The sequence below is a fragment of the Roseburia sp. OM04-10BH genome, from assembly GCF_003462605.1.
GTDB classification, from domain to species: Bacteria; Bacillota; Clostridia; order Lachnospirales; family Lachnospiraceae; genus Roseburia_C; species Roseburia_C amylophila.
In genome coordinates this window covers 1-25,469 of sequence record NZ_QTZI01000003.1, presented here as the reverse complement: position 1 = coordinate 25,469, position 25,469 = coordinate 1, and the positions used below count along the sequence as shown (strand labels likewise).

Sequence of the window (25,469 nt, the reverse complement as noted above, 5' to 3'; positions counted from 1 at the left end):
TATGAATATACATTTAGATATGTACCAGACCTTAGCTGTTGCTGTGCTGGTACTCATGCTGGGAAGTTTTTTACGAAAAAGAATACATTTTCTGGAAAAATTCTGTATTCCGGCACCCGTTATCGGCGGTCTGCTCTTTGCGATTTTCACCTGTATCTGTTACAGCACCGGAGTTGCAGAATTTTCCTTTGATGATACCCTGCGGGAAGTATGTATGGTATTCTTCTTTACTTCCGTAGGATTTCAGGCTAACTTAAAAGTCTTAAAAAGTGGTGGGAAATCCATGGCAGTATTTTTAGGACTGGTCATTGCCCTTATTATTACCCAGAACTTTCTTGCCGTTGGATTATCCAAACTATTAGGATTAAATCCATTAATCGGTATGTGTACCGGTTCCATTCCAATGGTGGGCGGACATGGTACAGCAGGTGCTTTTGGACCGGTACTGGAGGATTTCAATATCCATGGTGCCACTACCATCTGTACGGCTGCTGCTACCTTCGGTCTGATTACAGGAAGTCTGATTGGCGGTCCTTTAGGAAAACGCCTGGTAGAAAAGAAAAATCTTCTCTCTACTGTTGCTTCCGAAGATGACAGCCTCTTAGTGGAAGATGAGAAAAAACACGAACGCCATACCAACATGTATGCTTCCGCTGTTTTCCAGCTTATCCTTGCCATTGGACTTGGTACTATTTTTTCCTATTTTCTAACAAAAACAGGACTGACTTTTCCAATTTATATTGGTGCCATGTTAGCAGCCGCACTGATTCGTAATATTGTGGAATACTCCCATGGCAATGCCACGATCCATATGGGAGAAATTAATGACCTGGGTGGTATTTCCCTGTCATTATTTCTTGGTATGGCTATGATTACTTTAAAATTATGGGAACTGGCTTCTCTGGCACTTCCGCTTATCATTTTATTAAGCTCACAGGTCATTCTGATTGCTGTATTTACTTACTTTATTGAGTTCAATATTATGGGACGGGATTACGATGCAGCAGTCCTTGTTGCAGGTACCTGCGGATTCGGTATGGGTGCCACACCAAATGCCATGGCAAATATGCAGGCTCTCTGTGACCGCTATGTTCCATCCGTCAAAGCATACCTTCTGATTCCACTGGTGGGAAGTCTCTTTGCCGATTTCATCAACAGCCTTGTAATTACATTTTTTATTAATATTTTGTAAATAAAGGAGCACCTTATGTTTCATTTTAAAAATAAAATCAAGAATGCAAGAAAAGAACGTGAAAAGAAAAATTATGATCTGACTTATGATAATGTTGCCATTCCAGAGGTGCACAAGACATCTTCCACTCCGGATACAGCAGAAAATACCACTGCTGCCTTTCCATCTGAATCTTCCGATGAACAGACTTCCAGTGTCAGCTTTGATAATGTTGCGATTCCGGAAATTCATATACGAAAGAAAAACTAATTTCACTTTTGAATACAGACCGCCGGCAGGAAAAACACATTCCTTTCTTATGTGTTTTTCCTGCCGGCCGTTTTCAATCTTTCCTATTTTTTCAATTTTCTATTTTCAATCTCTTTCTATCTGCTCAGAATTTCCTTATAAATTTCTTCTGTCTGTGCATCATCCACTCCGCTCATATAATATTGTTTTCCATTTGCCGAAAAATGCAGAAATTTCTTATTCTGCGGATTTAAAAACTCCTGACATTCTCCCTGCTCATAAATCTTAAATGTTCCTTTCTCAAGATTATCCATTCCTGTTCCATTTATCTTAGACCTGCGCGGAAGTTCTGTCACCATTTCCACCTCTTCTATGGTATCCAGCGGAAGCTCATAATCGGTGCGGATATGCTCTGCACAAAGATTGCCATTTTCTATTTCCAGATGAATCGGTGTAAACTCTTCTGCAATCACCCAGGCACATAAAATTGGAATAGTAAGAAATACCAGTGCTGTAAATAGCATTGTTGCTTTTCCAGCTTTTGACGCCATATTTACAGTTGTTCCAATGCCGACTTTTTTATCTACCATCGTATGCGGATCATTAGGATTATAATAAAGAACACCGCCTATCCAGTTTCTATCATCTTCTGTTCCGTTGCTTAAATCATGTTTGCCTGCATAAGCCTTTTCCACTTTTCCCAGTCTGATAAATACCGGAATGCATATCACCAGCAGGAAAACTGCATACACTATCATGGCAATAAGCATTATGCTTTCTACCTTCTTATCTACGAATGAAATTGCCAGAAGAAATAATATCAATATGGTATTCATCCAGATACAGCAAAGCCAGAAATTTTTCCAGATATTTTTCTTTGCCCTGCTATAATTGATATTAATGTCACTATCTGAACTGATGACCTGTATTGGCTGTCTGTCCATAATAACTGCGACCAGAAAATAAATGAATCCACAGGCAGCTCCAATCAGACAGGATATTCCAACCATTTTATAAACCGGCAGTGCTAAAGCTGCGCCTATAATGCCTATGGCAAGCGGAAGAAAGAATTGGAAAAAATGTATGCACCGAATGGCTCCCGCATTCTTTAGTTCCACATATCGCTCTGTTGACTGTGTCTCATAGTATCCCTTTTGCCGCTTCCATTCTTTCAGCCGGCTATTGGCAAAGACCAATGGCAGCATCAGTAATATAATTGCTCCAAACATCCATACCAGCCAGATCGTCATCTGGATGGAAAAATACGGTGTCAAAAGACTGCTAAAAGGAATTACCGCAAGCAGCAGCCCATACCATCTCATTTCTCTTTTAAACCGCTTCTGAATTGCCTTTACTTCATCCTCTTCGAACCATTCCGGTTTCATATTTACACCAAAAATACTTCCATTCTTCTGTCCGCTTTGCAGCGCCATTACCACATATACAATAAATAATACCGGATACAATGTTGCAAAAAATATAATATTAAGAAACATCTTCATCACCCCTTATACATATTCCTGCATAATGCTAAAAATTCTTCCTGCGTTATGCCACATATCTTTGCCTCGGAAATCACCTGTTGTAATATTATTTTGGATTTCTCCTGCAGTTCCTTTGTCTCAGTAAATTCATTCCGCACATGAGCGCCATTCCGCCGGTCGGTATAAATATATCCTTCCTGCTTTAATAATGCATATGCCTTATTTACTGTCATAGAATTGATTCCTATCTCTCCTGCCAAAGCCCGGACCGTTGGAAGCTGCTCACCTGGCTTTAACCTGCCATCCGAAATTCCCAGTACAATCTGATTACGAATCTGCTGGTAAATCGGCACTTCCGCTGTCTCATCAATCGATATGACCATCTGAAAACTTCCTTTCTAAATTTTCTTTGTCTCATTTGTGTTATTAATTATAATACAAATGAGACAAAGATGCAAGGAATATATTCACATCATATATCCAATCTGACAGCATATTATTCTGTTTCATCAATCATCATATGTATCATCTTCTTTACACCTGAAATATCAAATGGACTTTCCGAAGATTCATAAGTAAAAATAACATCCCGCCCCGGCATAAGATAATTTTCTATATATAAATTCTGCTTTCGGATAAAATTTCCTACATAAGATATATTATCCATCATTCCAGCATGTTCCCAATAAAGAATCCGCCCGGTTTCCTTATTTAAAATTGTAAAATCCGGATATATTTCTATCTCTTTTCCTTTCTTTTTTAACTTTAATGGGCGTTCATACTTATATAGCAGAATGTCTTTTTTCTGATGCAGCATATTAGCTATAAGCACTTCTGACTTGGAACGCACCAGTTCCCCATGCTCCGTCTCATATCGTAAATTCTCCGGATATTCTATATTCTGCTCATATTTTTCCTCTTCCCATTCCTTCAAAACAACTTCTTCCGGTTTTAGATATGGTGTGATCAACTTCTTCCTCTGGTATTCCTGCTCCTCATAAATCTCTCTCATCCATCCTATATCATAATCAGCCTCCACCTGCTGAAGTATTTTTAAATTTCTCTCTGCTTTGGTCTTAAGCTTTTTGCAATAGCTCTTCTGTGCCAGAATACGAATAAAATTCATTTCTCTTAGTGGAAGATATTGTTGTATCATCTTCCCTTCTTCATCTTTCATCTGCCTGTAATAATACGTTTTTCCATTTTTATTATGAATTCTCAGCGTACCACTTGGTGCTTTCTCTTCAAAATGCTTTATATCATTGAGTATCTTCTGCAATTCATTTATTTCATTTTGTATCCAATTTTTCATAAGCATTATTCCTTTCTTTTATAAGATTTAAAGTTCTTATATTCTTTACAGTTCTTGTATTCTTTACAGTTCTTATAGCTTTTACAATTCTTGTATTCTTTACAGCTCTTATAGTTTTTATAGCTCTTATATTTTCATATTTAAACAATGATTCCTATTGTCACATACTTCGCATGATAGTCTGCCTTATGCCATAATCATACTTCTTTTTCTTGCAGCATATATCTAGTATGATTTTTTCAACACTTTTTCAGCTTTCTTCATACTAAAAAAATAGATTCTACTGTTTAGTATGATTTTTTTCATTTTTCAGGGATTTTTTTGATATAAATGGAGATTTTTTCATACTAGAAACTTTAAAAGAACTGAATTAGTATGATTAGACTAAACAATATGATTTGACTATATAATATGATTAAACCAAACAATATGATTTGACCATATAATATGATTAAACTAAATAATATAATTAAACTAAATGATATGATTACTTTCAAAATATAATTACTTGAATATTATGCCTTAACTGAATTTTGTAATTAAATGGAATTTGATAAAGAAACTTAAGATTTTTCAACAAATAAGCGAATGGATTCGTAATAAGAATATTCTGTTATCATCCTGCCAGAAGAATAAGAACCTGGCAGCAAGCGAAATATAAGGTCATATAACAATCATGCTGCACAAGCTAAAAAGCACTATGCAATATAAAAATGCTATGCAATACAAAAATACTATACAATATAAGTACCATTTCACAAGATAGATAAGCCTCACCATACGGTGAGGCTTATCCTGCATATACAGCATTCCCACGATATATGAGATATGCTGTATATTATATTGTTCCTGTCCAATAATTATTTGTTAGCGATTGCTGCCTGAGCTGCTGCTAATCTAGCGATTGGTACACGGAATGGTGAACATGATACATAGTCAAGACCAATCTTGTGGCAGAATTCAACAGATGAAGGATCTCCACCGTGCTCTCCACAGATACCAACATGAAGGTTCGGATTAACTGGCTTACCAAGTTTCAGTGCCATATCCATAAGTTTACCAACACCAGTCTGGTCTAACTTAGCAAATGGATCGTTCTCGAAGATCTTCTTGTCATAGTAAGCATCTAAGAACTTACCAGCATCGTCACGGGAGAATCCAAATGTCATCTGAGTTAAGTCGTTAGTACCGAAGCAGAAGAAGTCAGCTTCTTTAGCGATTTCATCAGCTGTAAGAGCAGCTCTAGGAATCTCGATCATAGTACCAACTTCGTACTCTAATTTAACGCCTGCAGCTGCGATCTCAGCGTCTGCTGTCTCAACAACTACTTTCTTAACGTATTTAAGTTCTTCAACTTCACATACTAATGGAATCATGATTTCAGGTTTCACATTCCAATCTGCATGCTCTTTCTGAACTTCGATTGCTGCACGGATAACAGCTTTTGTCTGCATCTTAGCAATTTCAGGATATGTTACAGCAAGACGGCATCCTCTGTGACCCATCATTGGGTTGAACTCATGAAGTCCATCGATGATTGTCTTAATCTGCTCAACAGTTTTGCCCTGAGCATCTGCTAATTTCTTAATGTCAGCTTCCTCTGTAGGAACGAACTCATGAAGAGGTGGATCCAGGAAACGAATAGTAACCGGGCATCCTTCCAGTGCTTCATAAAGAGCTTTGAAGTCTCCCTGCTGATATGGAAGAATCTTCTCAAGAGCTGCTTCTCTTTCTTCTACAGTGTCAGAACAAATCATCTCACGGAATGCTGCAATTCTGTCTTCTTCGAAGAACATATGCTCTGTACGGCAAAGTCCGATACCTTCTGCTCCAAGCTCACGAGCTTTCTTAGCATCTGCAGGAGTATCTGCATTTGTACGAACTTTAAGTTTTCTATATTTGTCAGCCCAAGCCATAACACGGCCGAACTCACCAGCGATGGTAGCGTCAACTGTCTTGATTTCGCCATCGTAGATGTTACCTGTTGTACCATCGATAGAGATGAAATCTCCCTCATGGAATTCTTTTCCAGCAAGAGTGAATTTCTTATTCTCTTCGTCCATAGCGATATCGCCACATCCAGATACACAGCATGTACCCATACCACGGGCAACTACGGCTGCGTGAGATGTCATACCACCACGAACAGTTAAGATACCCTGGGAAGCTTTCATACCTGTGATGTCTTCTGGAGATGTCTCAAGACGAACAAGTACAACTTTCTCTCCACGAGCGTTCCAAGCTTCTGCATCTTCTGCTGTGAAGACGATCTTACCACAAGCTGCTCCAGGAGAAGCTCCTAAACCTTTTCCGATTGGTGTAGCTGCTTTTAATGCTGCTGCATCAAACTGTGGATGAAGAAGTGTATCTAAGTTACGAGGATCGATCATAGCTACTGCTTCTTCTTCTGTCTTATGTCCTTCATCAACAAGGTCACATGCAATCTTAAGAGCTGCTGGAGCAGTTCTCTTACCATTACGGCACTGAAGCATGTATAACTTCTTGTTCTCTACTGTAAACTCCATATCCTGCATGTCATGGTAGTGATTCTCAAGAGTCTCACAAACCTTGATGAACTCAGCATATGCTTCTGGGAATTCCTGCTCCATCTGAGCGATTGGCATAGGTGTACGAACACCAGCAACTACGTCCTCACCCTGAGCATTGATTAAGAACTCACCCATTAATTTCTTCTCGCCTGTAGCAGGATCACGGGTAAATGCAACACCTGTACCAGACTCATCATTTAAGTTACCGAATACCATAGGCATTACGTTAACAGCTGTTCCCCAGGAATATGGGATATCGTTATCACGACGATATACGTTTGCACGTGGGTTATCCCATGAACGGAATACAGCTTCAATAGCTAATTTTAACTGCTCTACAGGATCAGATGGGAAATCGGTTCCTAACTGGTTCTTGTACTCAGCTTTGAACTGCTCTGCTAATTCTTTTAAGTCAGCGGCTGTAAGTTCAACGTCGAACTTAACTCCTCTGTCTGCTTTCATCTTATCGATGAGCTGCTCGAAATATTTCTTACCAACTTCCATAACAACGTCAGAGAACATCTGGATAAAACGTCTGTAAGAGTCATATACGAAACGCTCGAATTTAGGATCTGGGTTTCCAGCGATCATTGCTGCAACTACTTCGTCATTCAGTCCAAGGTTTAAGATGGTGTCCATCATACCTGGCATAGATGCTCTAGCACCAGAACGAACAGAAACAAGTAATGGATTCTTGAGGTCTCCGAATTTCTTTCCGTTAATCTCTTCCATTTTCTTAACGCCTTCCATAGCCTGTGCCATGATTTCGTCGTTAATCTTGCGGCCATCCTCATAATACTGAGTACAAGCCTCTGTTGTGATTGTGAATCCCTGTGGTACTGGAAGACCGATATCAGTCATCTCGGCAAGGTTAGCACCTTTTCCACCAAGGAGATTACGCATGGACATGTTTCCTTCACTGAACATGTAAACCCATTTGTTTGCCATTTTGAATTCCTCCTAATAAATTTACTTTGGTTTATTGATATGCGAACATCGTCTGTTATCAACAACAATTGATATCCACAATGTCACCCATTACGCGTGCCACTTGTCCACAAGCGCACATATTTATTTTATCATAATTTTATAGTTTCGCAACCATTTTTTCGAAATCAGACCACTCTGTTCTGTTAAAAATCAGGTGTTTGATTTAGAAAGTGAATTTTTCTGCAAAATATGTATCCAAATCTTCGATTTTGATACGCTCCTGCTCCATGGTATCACGGTCACGTACCGTAACTGCTCCGTCTGTTTCAGATTCAAAATCGTAAGTTACACAGAATGGAGTTCCGATTTCATCCTGACGACGATAGCGCTTACCGATATTTCCTCTGTCATCAAATTCGCAGTTGTATTTCTTGGAAAGCTGTGTAAATACTTTCTCTGCACCTTCATTTAATTTCTTGGAAAGCGGAAGCACACCAATCTTAACCGGTGCAAGTGCCGGATGGAAATGAAGAACGGTTCTCATATCCGGTTTCTCTTCTGTTCCGATGTTCTCTTCGTCATATGCTGCACAAAGGAATGCAAGTACCACACGGTCTGCTCCAAGAGACGGTTCAATAACGTATGGAATGTATTTTTCATTCTTGGTATCATCAAAGTAAGACATATCCTGGCCGGATGTATTCTGATGCTGTGTCAGGTCATAGTCGGTACGGTCTGCAATTCCCCACAGTTCGCCCCATCCGAATGGGAATAAGAATTCAAAGTCGGTAGTTGCTTTACTGTAAAATGCAAGCTCTGCCGGATCATGATCACGAAGACGTAATTCTTCATCTTTCATGCCAAGGCTTAACAGCCAGTTATGGCAGAAAGTTCTCCAGTACTGGAACCACTCAAGGTCGGTACCCGGCTCACAGAAGAACTCCAGCTCCATCTGTTCAAACTCTCTGGTACGGAAAGTAAAGTTACCAGGAGTAATCTCGTTACGGAAAGATTTTCCAATCTGTGCAATGCCGAAAGGTACTTTCTTACGGGATGTTCTCTGCACGTTTTTGAAGTTAACGAAAATACCCTGTGCTGTTTCCGGTCTTAAATATACCGTATTCTTTGCATCCTCAGTTACACCCTGGAAGGTCTTGAACATCAGGTTGAACTGACGGATATCTGTAAAGTTATGTTTTCCACAGGATGGACATGGAACACTGTTATCTTTGATGAAGTTCATCATTTCTTCCTGAGTCCAGCCATCTACAGAAGTCTCTAATGTAATGCCATGCTCTTCTGCATAATCTTCAATAATCTTATCTGCACGGAAACGTTCATGACACTCTTTACAATCCATAAGAGGGTCTGAAAATCCGCCTAAATGTCCTGAAGCTACCCATGTCTGCGGGTTCATAAGAATGGCACAGTCTACACCAACGTTGTATGGATTTTCCTGTACGAATTTCTGCCACCAGGCACGTTTCACATTATTCTTTAATTCTACACCAAGGTTACCGTAATCCCATGTATTTGCCAGTCCACCGTAAATCTCGGAACCCGGATATACAAAACCTCTTGCCTTTGCTAAAGCTACAATTTTTTCCATTGATTTTTCCATAAAATTCTTCCTCGCATTCTATTTATAAATAATATATCTTGCTTCTGCTGTCTCACCAGCAGGAATGTCATCCACAGTTGCGGTGTTCTTATCCTTGACGGTTACCCCGGATGAAACATACTGCAGTGTTCCATCAACCGTAACATCTACACCCTTGCTTAATACGATAACATGATAGTCATCATTTTTCATGACATCTTTGCTGTCCGCTGCATCTCCGGCAGCTCCATCTGTTACCGCTACGAAATCTGTATTAAAATCATATCCGGCAGCAATTGCCTGTACCACCGTTCCGGTAAATACGGTATCTCCCACAAATGCAGAATATGCTGTGCTGTCACTGTAATGCATACCAAGCTTTGCGACTCCGTCTTTTACGGAAAGATTTTTTAATTTTACTGTCCCGGCGCCATCATTGTCTTCATATTCTTTGATGGAATCCTTTACATACTGTTCTAACTCATTCTCATCATAATTGTCTTTGTCAAAGTCGCCTACTGCAACTTCTGTGATTCCACCCTTTTTCTCCGGAAAGAGCGTTGTGGTATCTGCATCTTTTGTAGCACCGCAGCCGCCAAATATTCCACAGACTAACAGCATTACAAGGAGTGCACTTATCTTCTTCTTCATACGAACCTCCAAATCCCTATATCTCATAATCTCAACAATTATACTATTTTCGGTTTGGTATTTCAAGCGTTACCTCAGGCAAAATGCCCGGCTTCTCCATAAATCAGAAAAGCCCTTCTAAAAATTGCTCTGATTTAAATGTATGGGGTGCATATTTTTCCCGAAATTCCTTCACCGTCCGAATCAGTTCAAACAACACTTTTTCTGATACTGCAAAATGAAAAAGCTTTGCTGATTCCGTGGTAATAATATACTGCATCGTATAAATGGTAGATGCATCTAACCGTCTGCCATGCTCGGTTTCGCTGCAGGAATCGCAAAGAAGTCCGGCACGCTGCACACTGAAAAACTGCATCGGTTCCTTTCTTCCACATTTCTGGCAGGAAAAAAGATTCGGATATACTCCATTTAGCACCATCATTTTCAATTCATAAATCACGCGGACCAGCCGGTTATCAAAATTCTTCTTTCCAAGTGCCTTTAAGGACTGGTAAAGCAGCTTTAGCATTTCCCGGTCATCACTGTTTTCCTGGGCATAATATTCTGCCATCTCAAGAAAATAAAATCCATAGTATGTATCATTCAAATCTGTGGTGAGTTCGGTAAAATAATTTTTAATTTCTGCCCGCACCACATTGTAGGAGGTACGGCCCTCATAGACTTCAAACTGTCCGAAGGAAAAGGGATTGCAGGCTGCCAGCAGTGTACTGTTCGGTCTTCTTGCACCTCTGGCAAACGCCGTAATCTTTCCCCTCTCCAGGGTCAGTATCGTAATTCGTTTGTCATATTCACTGATTGGCATTGCGGTAAGCACCATACCCGTAACCATCACGTTTGTGCCCACGGTCCTGTTCACCTCTTACTTTCTCTTTCAGGCTGCCCAATCCATCCTGTTCCTCTTTTTCCTGTTCCTTAAACTTAAGATAATCATCTACTCTTCCGGTCAAAGTAAAATGATTCCAGCTTGCTCTTACCATATGCTTCCTTCCTGCCCTTTCTTCATACTTGTATGAAATTAGGTTTTCCAGAAGCACTTAAGATAATACTGTCAATATTTAGAATTCCTCTTCCCGGTATCCGAAGTTCTTAATCATATAATCGCTGTCACGCCAGTCTTTTTTCACTTTTACCCAAAGTTTCAAATTAACCTTGGCATCTAAGAGGTGTTCAATTTCATATCTGGCATTGGTACCAATCTTCTTTAACATGGCTCCCTGCTTGCCGATAATAATTCCCTTGTGGGAATCCCGCTCACAGATAATCGTGGCATCAATATCAAACATTTTCCTGCCTTTGCGTTTCTTCATCTGGTCAATAGAAACGGCAATTCCATGAGGAATTTCTTCATTTAAAGCATGTAAGGCTTTTTCACGAATCAGCTCTGCCACAATCTGACGCTCCGGCTGGTCGGTAATGGTATCCTCATCATAGAACATCGGACCATACGGCAGATATTTAAAAATCAAATCAATGATAACATCCGTATTTTCTCCCCGTAGTGCAGATGCCGGTACGATTTCCGCAAAGTCATAAACTTTACGATAAGTGTCAATGTACTCCAGCATTTTATCCTTGTTATCCAAGGTATCTAATTTATTGATAACCAGAATAACCGGTGTCTTTACGGTCTTTAATTTCTCAATAATATGCTGCTCTCCTGCGCCGATAAAATCACTCGGTTCCACCAGCCATAAAATGACATCCACTTCATTTAATGTGTGTTCTGCCACATTTACCATAAATTCGCCCAGCTTATTCTTTGCCTTATGGATACCAGGTGTATCCACAAAAATAATCTGTCCTCTGTTTTCATCCGTATAAATAGTCTGGATACGGTTTCTGGTAGTCTGCGGTTTATTGGATGTAATTGCAATCTTCTGTCCAATCAGATGATTCATCAAGGTGGACTTTCCTACATTCGGCCGTCCAATCAGTGTTACAAAGCCTGATTTAAAATTTTCCGTCATACTTACTCCTTCTTATGTATGCTGCGGGACTATTACCCACAGCTTTTAATAAAGATTCTTTACTTCTAAGAACATATCTTTTTCTGCTTCTACATTTTCCTCTGCACCGATGACACACAAAGCATCCTGTGCGAGTACTGCTTCAATAAGCACTGCGAGATTTTTGATATTTTCCGGCTGTGCATCTAAAACTTCATTTCTCTCACGCTGTAATTCCTCATAAGAAATATTGGTAAGATAAGCACTTACGGAACGCATGCCCTTGGCAGCCGGATTCAACGGGGTATCCATATCGCTTACTGTTCCGATGATATATTTTGTCATATCACGTTCATCTGCATCAAAAGCTCTTAAATATGCCGGGATACCTTCGTAAATCTCATTGGTGCTCTTAAGGTTCGGGTCACGGTAAGAAGTGAAATATGCATCTCCGTTCCGCATAAATCCGCTCATGCAGCCATATGCACCACCCTTTACCCGGACATTAATCCAAAGGTAATCATAGCTTAAAATTACTTTTAAGATACGAAGTGCTCCGGTATAGGAATATCCTTTCGATAAATAATTTCCGGCTCTGGATACATACTGTACTTTGGATGCATCCAAGAAGCCTTCATTCTTTTTCTCACAATGGAAGGCAACTGCTTCTCCCTCTTTCTCTCCATCCGGTAAAACAGTTAAGAACTGCGGGAATTTTTCTTCTAACAGCTGATATCCTTCTGCGTCTGCCGTCAGGGAAATCAACAGTCTGTTCTTTACAAATATTTTCTCTGTAAGGCTTCTTAATTTATCCATTAAGAACTGCTTCTTTTCTTCAAAATGTTCTTCTAATTCTGCAATCGTCCGGTACAGTGCAATTCCGCCAACCAGATCATTGAATCGGGCTACCGGTGAGAAATAAGACATTGCCCGCATGGCAGATACGGAATGTCCGGCAGAGCTTAAGGACATCTGCAGTCTCGATTTGATACGCGCTAAAATCTCATAGAGACGTTTTTCATCTGTAATCTGTGTGCCCATCAGAATCTCAGAAAGAAGTCTAAGCCCCTCTTCCAGATTCTGATAAAGAATCTTGGAACGTACTTCGTATTTTGCATGGAAACTGTCTTTTTTCTTAGTATCCGCATAAATATTAATCTGGGAAGAGATACCGCCGGTCATAAGATTAATCTCATTTGCTAAGTCTGCATAATTATAATGCTCTGTATCCATATAACCAAGTACAGCTTTTAACACCCCAAGGTATGGCAGTTCTTCTTCTGTAATATCACTGATATCAAACATCAGATTCAGATAATGAATGCCATTGGAATAAATGTTGGTATGAATGGTTTCGATGCCATTGCAGCTTACCTTTTCATATACCAGCGGCTGTGCTTCACGCTTCATGTCCTGCCGTTTTAACATCGGAATCTTCATCAGGTCTTCCTTTGGTGACGGCTCTTCCTGATACAGTTTTAAATGCTTTGTATCCTCTACTAACTTATCAATCTCTTCTTCTGATAAGCCATTCTTATAAGCTGCCAGTTTCTCTTCTAATTCTTTTTCCAGCCTGGCATTTAAGCCTTTTTCCGGTTCAATGGATACATAGGATTTATGGCTGTTATCCAAAAGATATTTCTGAATCAGTTCTTCAAAATATCCTGTTTCAATCTTTTCCTTTAATGCTGCAAATACGTCTAATATTTTAAGATATAAGAATGGTTCGTCATCATCATAAAGCCAGCTGTCCATACAGGATAATCCATAAATTAATCCCTTCGGGAAATTACCGTAATCTGCTTCACGGAACTTGAATTCTTCACTGTTGATTCCTGCTAACAGGGATTTTCTATTGAGACCGTCTTTGACGATTTTCTTTAAAGTATCTTCGATAATTCCTACAAACTTCTCTTCGTCTTCTTTATTAGCATTCTTTGCCACCACAGAAAAAATTGGCTGTAAGGTGCTGTTATCAAATCCGCCCATGATATCTTTTCCGATTCCTGCATCAATAAGTGCCTGCTTCAACGGTGCTCCCGGTGCACTTAATAGTGCATAATCCAAGACATCAAATGCCAGAGTCAGTTCACTCTCAAGATTCGTTCCGATTGCCACATTATAGGAAAGATATGCATTGTCCTCTAAGCTTTCGGAAGATGCAATGGAATATGGCTTGCTGATGGTTACCGGCTTTTCAAAAGGAGCCTGCAGCTGAATTGCGGAATCTACTTCGATTTTATCATAATGGCTTAAATATTCTTTATCGAGAAACTCCAGTTTTTCGTCCATATCCATATTTCCATAAAGGTAAATATAAGAATTACATGGATGATAAAATTTCCGGTGGAAATCAAGGTACTGCTCATAAGTAAGCTCCGGAATTACTTCCGGGTCACCGCCGGACTCATTGCTGTATGTGGTATCCGGGAACAGGGAATTTAATACTACACGGTCTAAGACACCCTCCGGAGAAGAAAATGCGCCCTTCATCTCATTGTATACCACTCCATTGATGGTAACCGGTGCATCTCTATCCTCTAATTCATAGTGCCAGCCTTCCTGTTTGAAGATTTCTTCTTTCTTATAGATATTCGGATGGAACACAGCGTCTAAGTATACATCCATCAGATTAGCAAAATCTTTATCATTGCAGCTTGCCACCGGATAAACGGTCTTGTCCGGGTAAGTCATGGCATTTAAGAATGTATTTAAAGAACCCTTCACCAGTTCCACAAACGGGTCCTTCACCGGGAACTTGTCCGAACCGCACAATACCGTATGCTCAATGATATGTGGTACGCCGGTGCTGTCCTCTACCGGAGTACGGAATCCAATATAAAAGACCTTATTTTCATCATCATTGGAAATAAGGCTGATTTTAGCTCCACTCTTTTTATGTCGAAGCAGATATCCCTTTGCATGGATGTCTGTCAGATTTTCTTCTTTGATTAATTCATATGCTGTTAACGCTGCTAAATTCAAATGTTTTATCCTCCATGTTCTCATAATCTGACTCACAGTCTTTATCAGTATAACACATTTTTTTTACATTTACACCTGATAAACCTAAAAACAGGAAGACGGATATCCATCTTCCTGCTCTGCGCTTATTTCATATTCAACTCTATACGAATTAACCTAAGCGAACTACGTTAGCTGCCTGAGGTCCTTTTTCTCCTTCTACTACCTCAAATTCAACTGCTTCTCCATCTTTAAGCTCTTTGAATCCATCCATATTTAATGCGGAGAAATGAACGAATACATCATTTCCTTCTGCATCTGAGATAAATCCATAACCCTTCTTTGCGTTAAACCATTTTACAGTTCCCTGCATTTCTTTTTCCTCCTAATACACAATAAATCTAAAAAGTTGCACAAAATTGTGCACGACTACATGGCTAACAGTAGCATATTTTCCAATATTTGTCAAACTTTTTCACTTTTTTGTCCGATTTTATACCGGATTCTTTACGTTGACATCAAGCTGCGGGAATGGAATTTCGATTCCATTTTCATCCAGGGCATTTTTCATCTCCTCAGTCAGTGCCCAGCGGATATCCCAGTATAAATCAGTCGGCACCCACACTCTTGCACCAATGGTAACACTGCTGTCTCCCAATTCCGATACAAAGACCTGCACCGCCTCGTCCTTAAGCCGGCGTTCTTCGGAAAGAAGCAACTGCTCTATCACAGCCTTCGTCTTCTTTAAATCCGCCGAATAGGACACCCCTACTTCCAGGTCAATCCTGCGTTTCTCACTGTAGGTTACATTGGTAAGGCTGCTGTTGGCTAAGATTCCATTTGGAATTACGATAATCTTATTGTCAACACTCTTTAACTTGGTGTAGAAAATCGAAATCTCTGTTACCGTTCCTTCGTTGCCATGGCTGTCTTCTACAATATAATCCCCCACTTTAAACGGTTTTAACATCAGTATTAATACGCCGCCGGCAAAGTTGGCTAAGCTTCCCTGCAGTGCCAGGCCTACCGTCAGTCCTGCAGAACCTGCAATTGCCATTACAGATGTGGTTGCAATTCCAAAAAGCGAAAGAATGATTACAATCAAGAAGAAATATCCAATGCACTTGACCAGTGCATCCATAAACTGTTTTACACCCTTGTCAGCATCCTTTTTATCCAGCCATTTCCGGACGAGTTTCCGGAAAAGTTTGATTAACTTTACGCCAATGGCATATACCACGCAAGCAATCACCACCTGAAAGAGAAACGCCAGTAAATCCGGCACCAGCCCCTCCAGGTAAGTACGTACCACGCCCGGTTTCTTCATCTGTTCAATAGTATCGCTGACTTCTTCCGCTGTAATGCCCTCTGTGCCGGCTTCTAATGCGGTCAGATAAAATCCCATTTTAATATCCTCCAGTTATTTATGAAAGTTATTATGAAAGTGCATGAACAAATAATCCACTGCGAAGTTTTGGCTCAAACCAGGTGGATTTCGGCGGCATCAGTCTTCCGGCATCTGCTACTGCAAACAGCTCTCCGATGCTGGTCGGATACATGGCAAATGCCACTTTACAGTCACTATGTACTCTGCGCTCCAATTCCTCCAGTCCACGGATTCCACCTACGAAATCAATCCGCTTATCGGTCTTTGGGTCTTCAATGCCAAGTACCGGATGCAGTAACACATTCTGTAAAATTGATACGTCCAGCCCATCTACCGGGTCACTGCTTAAATCCGCTTCTTTCATCCGGCAGGCATACCAGTTATCCCCAAGGTACATGCTGAAACTTCCTTTTTCCGTTGGATGAACCGCTTCCTTCTGTGGCGTGCCCACTTCAAACAGGTCGTTCATCTTTCCAAGGAATTCCTCTTCTGTCATTCCATTTAAGTCTTTTACCACACGGTTATAATCCATAATCATAAGCTGGTCATCCGGGAATAATACGGATAAGAAATAGTTAAATTCCTCAGTTCCGTCATAATCCGGATGCTCTGCTCTCCGCATCAGTCCTACCTTTACCGCGGATGCTGCACGGTGATGACCGTCTGCGATATAGATTTCTTTTATCTTTGCAAATGCTTCCTCGATAGCCGCAATATCTTCTGCCTCTACAATTCTGTATACACGATGTCCGATTCCATCCTCTGCCACAAAATCATAAAGAGGTGCTGTCTTCTTTACCTTCTCTACCACTGCATTGATGACATCATTGGAACGGTATGCTAAGAAAATCGGTCCGGTCTGTGCATCACAGATATTTACATGGTTGATTCTGTCCTGCTCTTTATCTGCTCTGGTATTCTCATGTTTTTTAATGACCTGATTCTGATAATCATCAATCGAAGCACAGGCTGTAATACCGGTCTGCACCCTTCCGTCCATGGTCAGTTCGTAAATATAATAGCACGGTTTCTCTTCTTTTACGAAATCACCTTCTGCTACCATATCCCAGAGCATGTCATGGGCTTTCTTATATACCTCCGGTGCATAAGTGTCTACGGAATCATCAAACTGTGTCTCGGCACGGTCAATGCGAAGAAAGCTTTTGTCATGTCCTTCTACCGCTTTCTTTGCTTCTTCTCTGTTATATACATCATACGGAAGCGCTGCAATCTCTGCCGCCTCATCCTCTCTTGGTCTGATACATAAAAATGGTCTGATATCTGCCATTGTTTTCTCCTTCCTGCGTAATTGCGAAAAACACGCTTTGTGAGTTTCCTGCGTAAGAGAAATGGACTGTCGCGGCGTAACCGGGCAGTCCATATATTATCTTTTTCTCACCTGCATTTATTATTTTACAATACGAACCTTTAATACACCATCTAAGGTCTGAAGTTTCTCTTCTACTTCTTTAGTAACAGGTGCATCCACATCAAGCAGTGTACATGCATAATCGCCACGGCTCTTATTAGTCATATCAGAAATGTTGATATTTGCATCTCCTAAAATAGAAGTATAGCTGCTAATCATTCCCTTTACGTTACGGTGTAACAGTAACAGTCTTCCTGCACTCTTGCACTCGCCCATATTGCAGTCCGGATAGTTTACAGAATGTGTAATATTTCCATTCTCTAAGAAATCACGAATCTCTTTTACTGCCATTACTGCACAGTTATCTTCGGATTCTTCGGTAGAAGCTCCAATATGAGGAGTTACGATACAGCCTTTCTTTCCAACTGTGGTTGGATTTGGGAAGTCGCTGACATATTTTGCAATCTTTCCTTCCTCTAATGCTGCTACCATTGCCTCTTCATCAACCAGTAAGTCTCTTGCAAAGTTCAATACTACAGTGGTAGGTTTCATCATTGCAATTGCTTCTGCATTAATCATTTTCTTGGTAGAATCTAAAAGCGGAACATGAATTGTGATATAATCACAGTTCTTGTAAATTTCTTCTACAGCATTTACATGATTTACATTGCGTGATAAGCTCCATGCAGCATTTACAGAAATGTATGGGTCATATCCGTATACTTCCATTCCAAGATGTGTTGCAGCATTTGCTACTTTAACACCGATGGCACCAAGTCCGATAACGCCAAGCTTCTTTCCTGCAATTTCGCTTCCGGCAAAGTTCTTCTTCTGTTTCTCAGCAAGTTTTGCAACATCTGCATTGCCTTCCTCGCCTTTTACCCATTCGATTCCACCGACTACGTCACGGGCTGCCAATAACATTCCTGCAAATACCAGTTCCTTTACACCATTTGCGTTTGCACCCGGTGTATTGAATACTACGATACCTGCTTCTGCACATTTATCCAATGGGATATTATTTACACCTGCACCGGCTCTTGCAACAACTTCTAAAGTCTTTGGAAGTTCCATATCATGCATTGCTGCACTTCTTACTAAGACTGCCTGTGCATCTTTAATATCTTCTACTTTGTTATATTCATCTGACAAAAGGTCTAAGCCTACACCAGCGATTGGATTTAAACATGTATAGTTAAACATTATGCGTTCTCCTCCTCAAACTTCTTCATAAATGCCACCAGCTTCTCAACGCCCTCTTTTGGCATTGCATTATAAATGCTGGCACGCATACCGCCAACGGTTCTGTGTCCCTTTAAGTTTACAAAACCGGCTTCGGTTGCTTCTTTGACGAATTTTGCATCTAAGTCAGCATCACCGGTAACAAATGGTACGTTCATAAGAGAACGGTCTTTTGGAACTACAGTTCCCTTGAATAACTTGCTCTGATCTAAGAAATCATAAAGAATCTTAGCTTTCTCTTCGTTACGCTGTTTCATAACTTCGAGTCCGCCCATCTTCTTTAACCATTTGAATACTTTACCACAGATATAAATGCCGTAGCATGGTGGTGTATTGTAAAGAGAATCAGCATCTGCCTGAGTCTTGTATTTTAACATGGTAGGTGTTCCCGGAAGAACATCATCTGTAATTAAGTCTTCACGAATGATTACGATTACAACACCTGCAGGTCCAATGTTCTTCTGAACGCCGCCGTAGATTACTCCGTATTTGGTTACATCAACCGGTTCTGATAAGAAGCAGGAAGATACGTCTGCAACAAGTGTATGTCCTTTGGTATTTGGAAGTTCTTTGAACTTGGTTCCATAAATTGTATTGTTTTCACAGATATATACATAATCTGCATCTTCCGGAATATCCAGATCTGAACAATCCGGAATATAAGAGAAGGTCTTATCTGCTGAAGATGCTACTTCTACTGCATCCCCATACATTTTTGCTTCCTGGTAAGCTTTCTTAGCCCACTGTCCAGTTACAATGTATGCAGCTTTCTTATTTTTCATCAGGTTCATTGGAATTGCAGCAAACTGCTGGGAAGCTCCACCCTGTAAGAATAATACCTTGTAATTATCCGGGATATTCATTAAGTCTCTTAAATCAGCTTCTGCCTCTTTGATGATGTTGTCATATACTTTGGAACGATGACTCATCTCCATTACGGACATTCCACATCCTCTGTAGTCTAACATCTCATCTGCTGCTTCCTGTAAAACTTCTTCCGGTAATACTGCCGGACCTGCAGAAAAATTATATACTCTGCTCATTTTCTAATTCCTCCTCACTTCTTACACATATCTTTCTATATGTAATGGCTTATTATTTTAAATCTTCCTCGGTAAACACCTCAGATATAGCTGCCCCCGGTGCTACCATTGGCCACACCTTATCATCACTATCAATTATACAGTCTATAACAACTGGTGTACTACTTGCAAGTGCTTTTTTCAAAATATCGACAAATTCTGCCTGACTGGTTGCACGATATCCCGTTGCTCCCATGGCTTCTGCCAGTTTTACAAAATCTACTCCATCGTCTAAAACAGTTGCAGAATAATGCTTCTCATAGAAAAGTGTCTGCCACTGTCTTACCATTCCAAGCACATGGTTATTGATGATAACTTCGATTAACGGAAGCTTCTGACGGACTGCTGTTGCAATCTCATTCATATTCATACGGAAACATCCGTCACCGGCAATATTGATAACCTGTTTATCCGGATTTGCTATCTGCGCACCGATTGCTGCCCCCAGTCCATAACCCATGGTTCCAAGTCCACCGGATGTCAGAAGTGTTCGCGGCTGTTTGTATTTATAATACTGTGCTGCCCACATCTGATGCTGTCCGACCTCCGTTACCATGATAGCATCTCCGTTGGTCTGACGATAGATTTCTTCGATTACGAACGGACCGCTTAATCCTTCCGGATGATAGATCAATGGATATTCTTTCTTGTATTCCATGATGTGCTCCATCCACTCTTTATGCTCCATCGGAGATAACATCGGATTGATTCTTGCAAGAATCTTCTTTAAATCACCAATCACGCTGTTTGTTACCATGATATTTTTATTAATCTCTGCCGCATCCACATCAAACTGTAAGATTTTTGCATGATGGGCAAATTTCTTAGCATTTCCAAGCACACGGTCTGAGAAACGGACACCTACTGCAATCAGAAGATCGCACTCGCTGACTCCAAGATTGGAAGTCTTGGTTCCATGCATTCCAAGCATTCCGGTATAACGTTCATCCGTTCCGTTAAATGCACCTTTTCCCATCAGGGTATCACAAACCGGTGCATCCACCTTATCCACAAATTCTCTCAATTCATCCGAACAGTCGGAAATTACGGCACCGCCGCCCACAAAGATATATGGTTTTTTCGCTTTCTGAATCAAAGCTGCTGCTTCTTCTAAGTCTTCCTCCCGGATGGTTTCTGTCACACGCAGTACCGGTTCAATACGCTGTGCTTTATATTCTGCCTTGTTGGCAGTGACATCCTTTGGAATATCCACAAGAACAGGACCCGGTCTTCCTTTTTTTGCAATGCGGAATGCCCGGCGGATGGTATCTGCCAGATCATTGACATCTTTTACAATAAAGTTGTGCTTGGTAATCGGCATGGTAATTCCTGCGATATCAATTTCCTGGAAACTGTCTTTGCCAAGAAGCGGCACATTGACATTACAGGTAATTGCTACCATTGGAACAGAATCCATATATGCGGTTGCGATTCCGGTTACCAGATTAGTTGCACCCGGTCCGCTGGTGGCAAAGCACACACCTACTTTTCCGGTGCTTCTTGCATATCCGTCTGCCGCATGGGAAGCTCCCTGCTCATGGGAAGTTAAAATATGTTTTATTTCATTACTATGTTTATATAACTCATCATATACATTTAAAATTGCACCGCCCGGATAACCAAATACCGTATCCACGCCCTGCTCTTTCAAACATTCTATTACGATTTCAGCACCTGTTAAGAGCATTGAAATTTCCTCTCTTTCCAACTTATCTTTCTGCTGTATATTTACAGATTACCGGTTCTTATTTTTCTTCCCCGGTACCTGGAATCTGTAAAATTGCACCGCGGTTTCCTGAAGTAACCATGGAAGCATAACGTGCCAGATATCCGGTTGTTACCTTCGGTTCTCTTGGCTGCCATTTTGCTTTACGGGCTGCCAGTTCTTCATCGGATACTGCAAGCTCTAACTTCATTTCCGGAATGTTAATCTTAATGATATCGCCTTCTTCTACCAATGCGATTGGTCCGCCTACGGCTGCTTCCGGTGAAACATGACCGATGGAAGCTCCACGGCTTGCGCCGGAGAAACGTCCGTCTGTAATCAATGCTACGGAAGAACCAAGTCCCATACCTGCGATTGCAGAAGTCGGATTTAACATCTCACGCATACCAGGGCCGCCTTTTGGTCCTTCGTAACGGATCACGACTACATCACCGGCAACAATTTTTCCACCTTTGATTGCAGCAATGGCATCTTCCTCACAGTCAAATACTCTTGCCGGTCCTTCATGAACCATCATCTCTTCTACGACTGCGGAACGTTTTACAACACCGCCGTCCGGAGCAAGATTTCCTTTTAATACGGCAAGACCACCGGTCTTACTGTATGGATTATCCAGTGGACGGATAACTTCCGGATTCTTATTGACTGCATCTTTGATATTCTCGCCTACGGTCTTACCGGTTACGGTCATACAGTCTGTATGTAAAAGTCCTGCATCTGCTAATTCTTTCATGACAGCATAGACACCGCCGGCTTCATTTAAGTCTTCCATATAGGTTGGGCCTGCCGGTGCCAGGTGGCAGAGGTTCGGAGTCTTCTCACTGATTGGATTTGCAAAGGAAATATCAAAATCAAATCCTACTTCATGTGCGATTGCAGGCAGATGAAGCATACTGTTGGTAGAGCAGCCTAACGCCATATCTACGGTTAGTGCATTTAAAATAGCATCCTTTGTCATAATATCTCTTGGACGGATATCTTTCCGATACATATCCATAACTGCCATTCCGGCATGTTTTGCTAATTTGATACGCTCGGAATATACAGCAGGAATAGTTCCGTTTCCACGTAAGCCCATACCAAGTGCCTCGGTCAGACAGTTCATGGAGTTTGCGGTATACATACCGGAACAGGAGCCGCAGGTCGGACATACTTTCTCTTCGTATTCTCTTACTTCTTCCTCTGTCATTGTACCTGCTGCATAGGAGCCTACTGCCTCAAACATGGAAGATAAACTTCTCTTACGTCCCTTTACATGACCTGCTAACATCGGACCACCGGAAACAAATACGGTAGGGACATTAATTCTTGCTGCTGCCATCAGAAGTCCCGGTACGTTCTTATCACAGTTTGGCACCATAACCAGTGCATCAAACTGATGGGCTAATGCCATACACTCTGTGGAATCTGCAATTAAGTCTCTTGTTACCAGGGAATATTTCATTCCGATATGTCCCATGGCAATTCCATCACAAACTGCAATTGCGGGGAATACAACCGGTACTCCACCTGCTTCTGCAACACCTAATTTTACAGCGTTTACAATTTTATCCAGATTCATATGGCCCGGTACGATTTCATTATAAGAACTTACGATACCAACCATTGGTTTCTTCATTTCTTCTTCGGTAAATCCCAAAGCGTTAAAAAGACTTCTGTGCGGAGCCTGCTGCATTCCGGCTTTTACATTATCACTCTTCATCTTCGTTCTTCCTCTCTTTTTTATTGTTCTGTCTGAAAATTTCTTATCTCTTACAGATTCTCTACGATTAAGTCACCCATTCTGGCTGTTCCTACCTGGGTTACGGTTGCTTTCTTTGCTTCTTCCTGTGGCATAATGTCAATGGTACGATAGCCTGCCTTTAATACCTTCTTTACGGCATTTTCAATGGCATCTGCTTCTTTATCGAGATCAAAGGAATATCTTAACATCATCGCTGCACTTAAAATGGTTGCAATTGGGTTTGCAATTCCTTTTCCTGCGATATCCGGTGCAGAACCGCCGCTTGGCTCATAAAGACCGAATTTCGTATCATTTAAGCTTGCAGAGGATAACATTCCGATAGAACCGGTTACCATACTTGCTTCATCGGATAAAATATCTCCAAACATATTCTCAGTTAAAATTACATCGAACTGCTTCGGGTCTTTTACCAACTGCATGGCACAGTTATCTACCAGCATATGCTCATATGTTACTTCCGGATAGTCCTTTGCTACTTCTTCTACAATCTTTCTCCAGAGTCTGGAGGAATCCAGTACGTTTGCCTTATCCACGCTGGTTACTTTCCTGCGGCGTTTCATGGCAATGTCAAATCCACGTTTTGCAATTCTGCGGATTTCATTTTCGTTATATGTCAAAGTATCGGTTGCCGTCATCACACCGTCCACTTCTTCTGTCTTTCTCTCTCCGAAATAAAGTCCGCCGGTCAGCTCACGCATAATCATCATGTCAAATCCGTCTCCGATAATATCATCACGCAGTGGACATGCTTCCTTTAATTCTTCATAAAGGTATGCCGGTCTTAAGTTAGCAAAAAGGTTCAATGCTTTTCTTAATTTCAAAAGACCTGCCTCCGGGCGAAGGGATGGCTCTAATTTGTACCAAGGGGATGTTGCTGTATTTCCTCCGATGGAACCCATCAGAACTGCATCTGCCGCTTTTGCATGCGCAATGGCATCATCGGTCAGCGGTACACCGGTTGCATCGATAGAACAACCGCCCATCAGTATCTCGTCATATGTAAAGGTGTGTCCGAATTTTGCTCCAATGGCATCTAACACCTTTCTTGCTTCGCTTACAATCTCCGGTCCGATTCCGTCACCGGCAATTACTCCAACATTATAATTCATGGGTAAATCCTTCTTTCTTTTCCTATTGCATGCATCCCAATTTCATAACTACTGATTATGGTAATGCTCATTATCCTATATCATAGCTTATTTATCCGAAGAATTCAATAAATTTTACCATTATAGTTTCTCATAGTTTTTATAAACTGTGGTTATATTCTGTTCTTTTGATATGATTTGTTGTTATTATACAAATCTTTTTCTTGTCAGATGGGGACTGGTACAGTAGACTTGAGGTAGGTATTTAATGAACCAATTAACTTATCAATTTGCAAGGAGGATTTTCAAATGCCATTTATTAACATGAAAACTACTGCGACTTTAGATATTGCAAAAAAAGATGCCCTGTCCAAGGAGCTCTGCATCATCACCAGAGACTGTCTCGGCAAAGGTGAAAACTGGGTGATGACCGGGTTCGAGGGGAATGCTTCTCTTTGCTTTCTAGGAAGCACCAAAGACATTGCTTATGTAGAAGTGAAATGCTACGGCTATCCGACCAAGCCACAGATGAATCTTATGACAAGGAAGGTCTGCACGCTCTTAGAAAATGAGCTTGGTATTCCGAAGAAGCGAATCTATGTTGCTTACTTCCCGACCGAGGACTGGGGATGGAATGACAGTAATTTCTAGGGGACTAGAAAAGGCATATCACACTAATAGCTATACGTTGTGTGATATGCCTGTCTTTTTGTGTTTTATTCTATGGCAACCCTATCTTATGATTTCCAATTCCAGTCCTCTAAAAAGCTCATCAGTTTATACCAGTTATCTACCGGTTCCCAGATTACAGAATCCTGATTATGAGGGTCTATACGCCCTAAAACAATTACCTTTACCGGTTCTTTATCTACTCTATAAAATTTCCATTGTAATCCATTTGTATAAATTACTCTCCGGTGAATTGGAAAATTAAATTCCAGTCCATTCACCCAAAAACTGGAACTTAGTATTGCA

The 25,469-nt window shown here is 40.9% G+C and carries 22 protein-coding genes; 3 read left to right on the top strand and 19 right to left on the bottom strand.

Annotation, left to right across the window (positions count from 1 at the left end):
• Position 1 precedes the first annotated feature (1 nt).
• Both gltS and DXB43_RS03995 read left to right on the top strand, forming a co-directional pair.
• Positions 2–1,192 carry a sodium/glutamate symporter gene (gene gltS, locus DXB43_RS04000; RefSeq protein ID WP_117946869.1) on the top strand — a complete coding sequence of 397 codons (1,191 nt, stop codon included), beginning with the start codon at positions 2–4 and terminating at the stop codon, positions 1,190–1,192.
• A 15-nt stretch (positions 1,193–1,207) separates the two neighbouring features.
• Positions 1,208–1,441: a hypothetical protein gene (locus tag DXB43_RS03995; protein ID WP_117697081.1), complete on the top strand. Its 234-nt coding sequence runs from the start codon at positions 1,208–1,210 to the stop codon at positions 1,439–1,441.
• Between the two features lie 116 nt (positions 1,442–1,557).
• Here the strand turns inward: DXB43_RS03995 and DXB43_RS03990 are convergent, their stop codons facing one another.
• The 18 genes from DXB43_RS03990 to leuB all read right to left on the bottom strand — a co-directional run bounded on the left by DXB43_RS03990 (position 1,558) and on the right by leuB (position 24,515).
• A complete protein-coding gene (locus DXB43_RS03990; RefSeq protein WP_158567190.1) occupies positions 1,558–2,916 on the bottom strand; it encodes a DUF5808 domain-containing protein in 1,359 nt (452 codons plus the stop codon).
• Positions 2,917–2,921: 5 nt separating this feature from the next.
• Positions 2,922–3,287 carry a GntR family transcriptional regulator gene (locus DXB43_RS03985; RefSeq protein WP_117697075.1) on the bottom strand — a complete coding sequence of 122 codons (366 nt, stop codon included), beginning with the start codon at positions 3,285–3,287 and terminating at the stop codon, positions 2,922–2,924.
• Positions 3,288–3,400: 113 nt separating this feature from the next.
• Complete coding sequence (locus DXB43_RS03980; protein ID WP_117840962.1) at positions 3,401–4,216, bottom strand: hypothetical protein; 816 nt, start codon at positions 4,214–4,216, stop codon at positions 3,401–3,403.
• Between the two features lie 860 nt (positions 4,217–5,076).
• Positions 5,077–7,713, bottom strand: coding sequence for a pyruvate, phosphate dikinase (gene ppdK, locus DXB43_RS03975; protein ID WP_117840960.1), 2,637 nt, complete (start codon positions 7,711–7,713; stop codon positions 5,077–5,079).
• Positions 7,714–7,918: 205 nt separating this feature from the next.
• Positions 7,919–9,316: a glycine--tRNA ligase gene (locus DXB43_RS03970; RefSeq protein ID WP_117946867.1), complete on the bottom strand. Its 1,398-nt coding sequence runs from the start codon at positions 9,314–9,316 to the stop codon at positions 7,919–7,921.
• Positions 9,317–9,334: 18 nt separating this feature from the next.
• Positions 9,335–9,946: a hypothetical protein gene (locus DXB43_RS03965; RefSeq protein ID WP_117946866.1), complete on the bottom strand. Its 612-nt coding sequence runs from the start codon at positions 9,944–9,946 to the stop codon at positions 9,335–9,337.
• A gap of 103 nt (positions 9,947–10,049) precedes the next feature.
• Positions 10,050–10,790, bottom strand: a complete 741-nt coding sequence (recO, locus tag DXB43_RS03960) for a DNA repair protein RecO (RefSeq protein WP_022243040.1) — start codon at positions 10,788–10,790, stop codon at positions 10,050–10,052.
• Positions 10,735–10,923: a YqzL family protein gene (locus DXB43_RS03955; protein WP_022243041.1), complete on the bottom strand. Its 189-nt coding sequence runs from the start codon at positions 10,921–10,923 to the stop codon at positions 10,735–10,737. Before DXB43_RS03955 ends, recO begins: the two co-directional genes overlap by 56 nt.
• Positions 10,924–11,001: 78 nt before the next feature.
• On the bottom strand, positions 11,002–11,913 hold the full coding sequence (gene era / locus DXB43_RS03950; protein ID WP_022243042.1) for a GTPase Era: 912 nt from the start codon (positions 11,911–11,913) through the stop codon (positions 11,002–11,004).
• 45 nt (positions 11,914–11,958) lie between these two features.
• Entirely contained in the window at positions 11,959–14,877 is a 2,919-nt protein-coding gene (locus DXB43_RS03945) for an insulinase family protein (RefSeq protein ID WP_330417861.1), read from the bottom strand.
• Positions 14,878–15,028: 151 nt separating this feature from the next.
• The gene (locus DXB43_RS03940) at positions 15,029–15,229 is read right to left on the bottom strand and encodes a cold shock domain-containing protein (RefSeq protein WP_022243044.1); all 201 of its coding nucleotides are present in this window, start codon (positions 15,227–15,229) and stop codon (positions 15,029–15,031) included.
• A 120-nt stretch (positions 15,230–15,349) separates the two neighbouring features.
• Positions 15,350–16,261 (bottom strand): mechanosensitive ion channel family protein, encoded by a 912-nt coding sequence (locus tag DXB43_RS03935; protein WP_117946864.1) that lies wholly within the window; start codon positions 16,259–16,261, stop codon positions 15,350–15,352.
• A gap of 31 nt (positions 16,262–16,292) precedes the next feature.
• Entirely contained in the window at positions 16,293–17,531 is a 1,239-nt protein-coding gene (locus DXB43_RS03930) for a DUF1015 domain-containing protein (protein ID WP_117946863.1), read from the bottom strand.
• Between the two features lie 120 nt (positions 17,532–17,651).
• Entirely contained in the window at positions 17,652–18,815 is a 1,164-nt protein-coding gene (locus DXB43_RS03925; RefSeq protein WP_117697045.1) for a phosphoglycerate dehydrogenase, read from the bottom strand.
• Positions 18,815–19,897: a 3-phosphoserine/phosphohydroxythreonine transaminase gene (serC, locus tag DXB43_RS03920; RefSeq protein ID WP_117946862.1), complete on the bottom strand. Its 1,083-nt coding sequence runs from the start codon at positions 19,895–19,897 to the stop codon at positions 18,815–18,817. The genes DXB43_RS03925 and serC overlap by 1 nt, the downstream gene beginning before the upstream one ends.
• A 52-nt stretch (positions 19,898–19,949) precedes the next feature.
• On the bottom strand, positions 19,950–21,623 hold the full coding sequence (gene ilvB / locus DXB43_RS03915) for a biosynthetic-type acetolactate synthase large subunit (protein ID WP_117946996.1): 1,674 nt from the start codon (positions 21,621–21,623) through the stop codon (positions 19,950–19,952).
• A gap of 58 nt (positions 21,624–21,681) precedes the next feature.
• Positions 21,682–23,364, bottom strand: a complete 1,683-nt coding sequence (gene ilvD, locus DXB43_RS03910) for a dihydroxy-acid dehydratase (RefSeq protein WP_117946861.1) — start codon at positions 23,362–23,364, stop codon at positions 21,682–21,684.
• A 50-nt stretch (positions 23,365–23,414) separates the two neighbouring features.
• Positions 23,415–24,515 (bottom strand): 3-isopropylmalate dehydrogenase, encoded by a 1,101-nt coding sequence (gene leuB / locus DXB43_RS03905; protein ID WP_022243051.1) that lies wholly within the window; start codon positions 24,513–24,515, stop codon positions 23,415–23,417.
• A gap of 288 nt (positions 24,516–24,803) precedes the next feature.
• Here leuB and DXB43_RS03900 point away from each other — a divergent pair, with 288 nt between their 5' ends.
• On the top strand, positions 24,804–25,145 hold the full coding sequence (locus tag DXB43_RS03900; protein WP_022243052.1) for a phenylpyruvate tautomerase MIF-related protein: 342 nt from the start codon (positions 24,804–24,806) through the stop codon (positions 25,143–25,145).
• 86 nt (positions 25,146–25,231) lie between these two features.
• On the opposite strand, the gene DXB43_RS03895 is transcribed toward DXB43_RS03900, so the two are convergent.
• A partial coding sequence (locus DXB43_RS03895) for a hypothetical protein (protein WP_158567189.1) occupies positions 25,232–25,469 on the bottom strand: 238 nt, incomplete at its 5' end.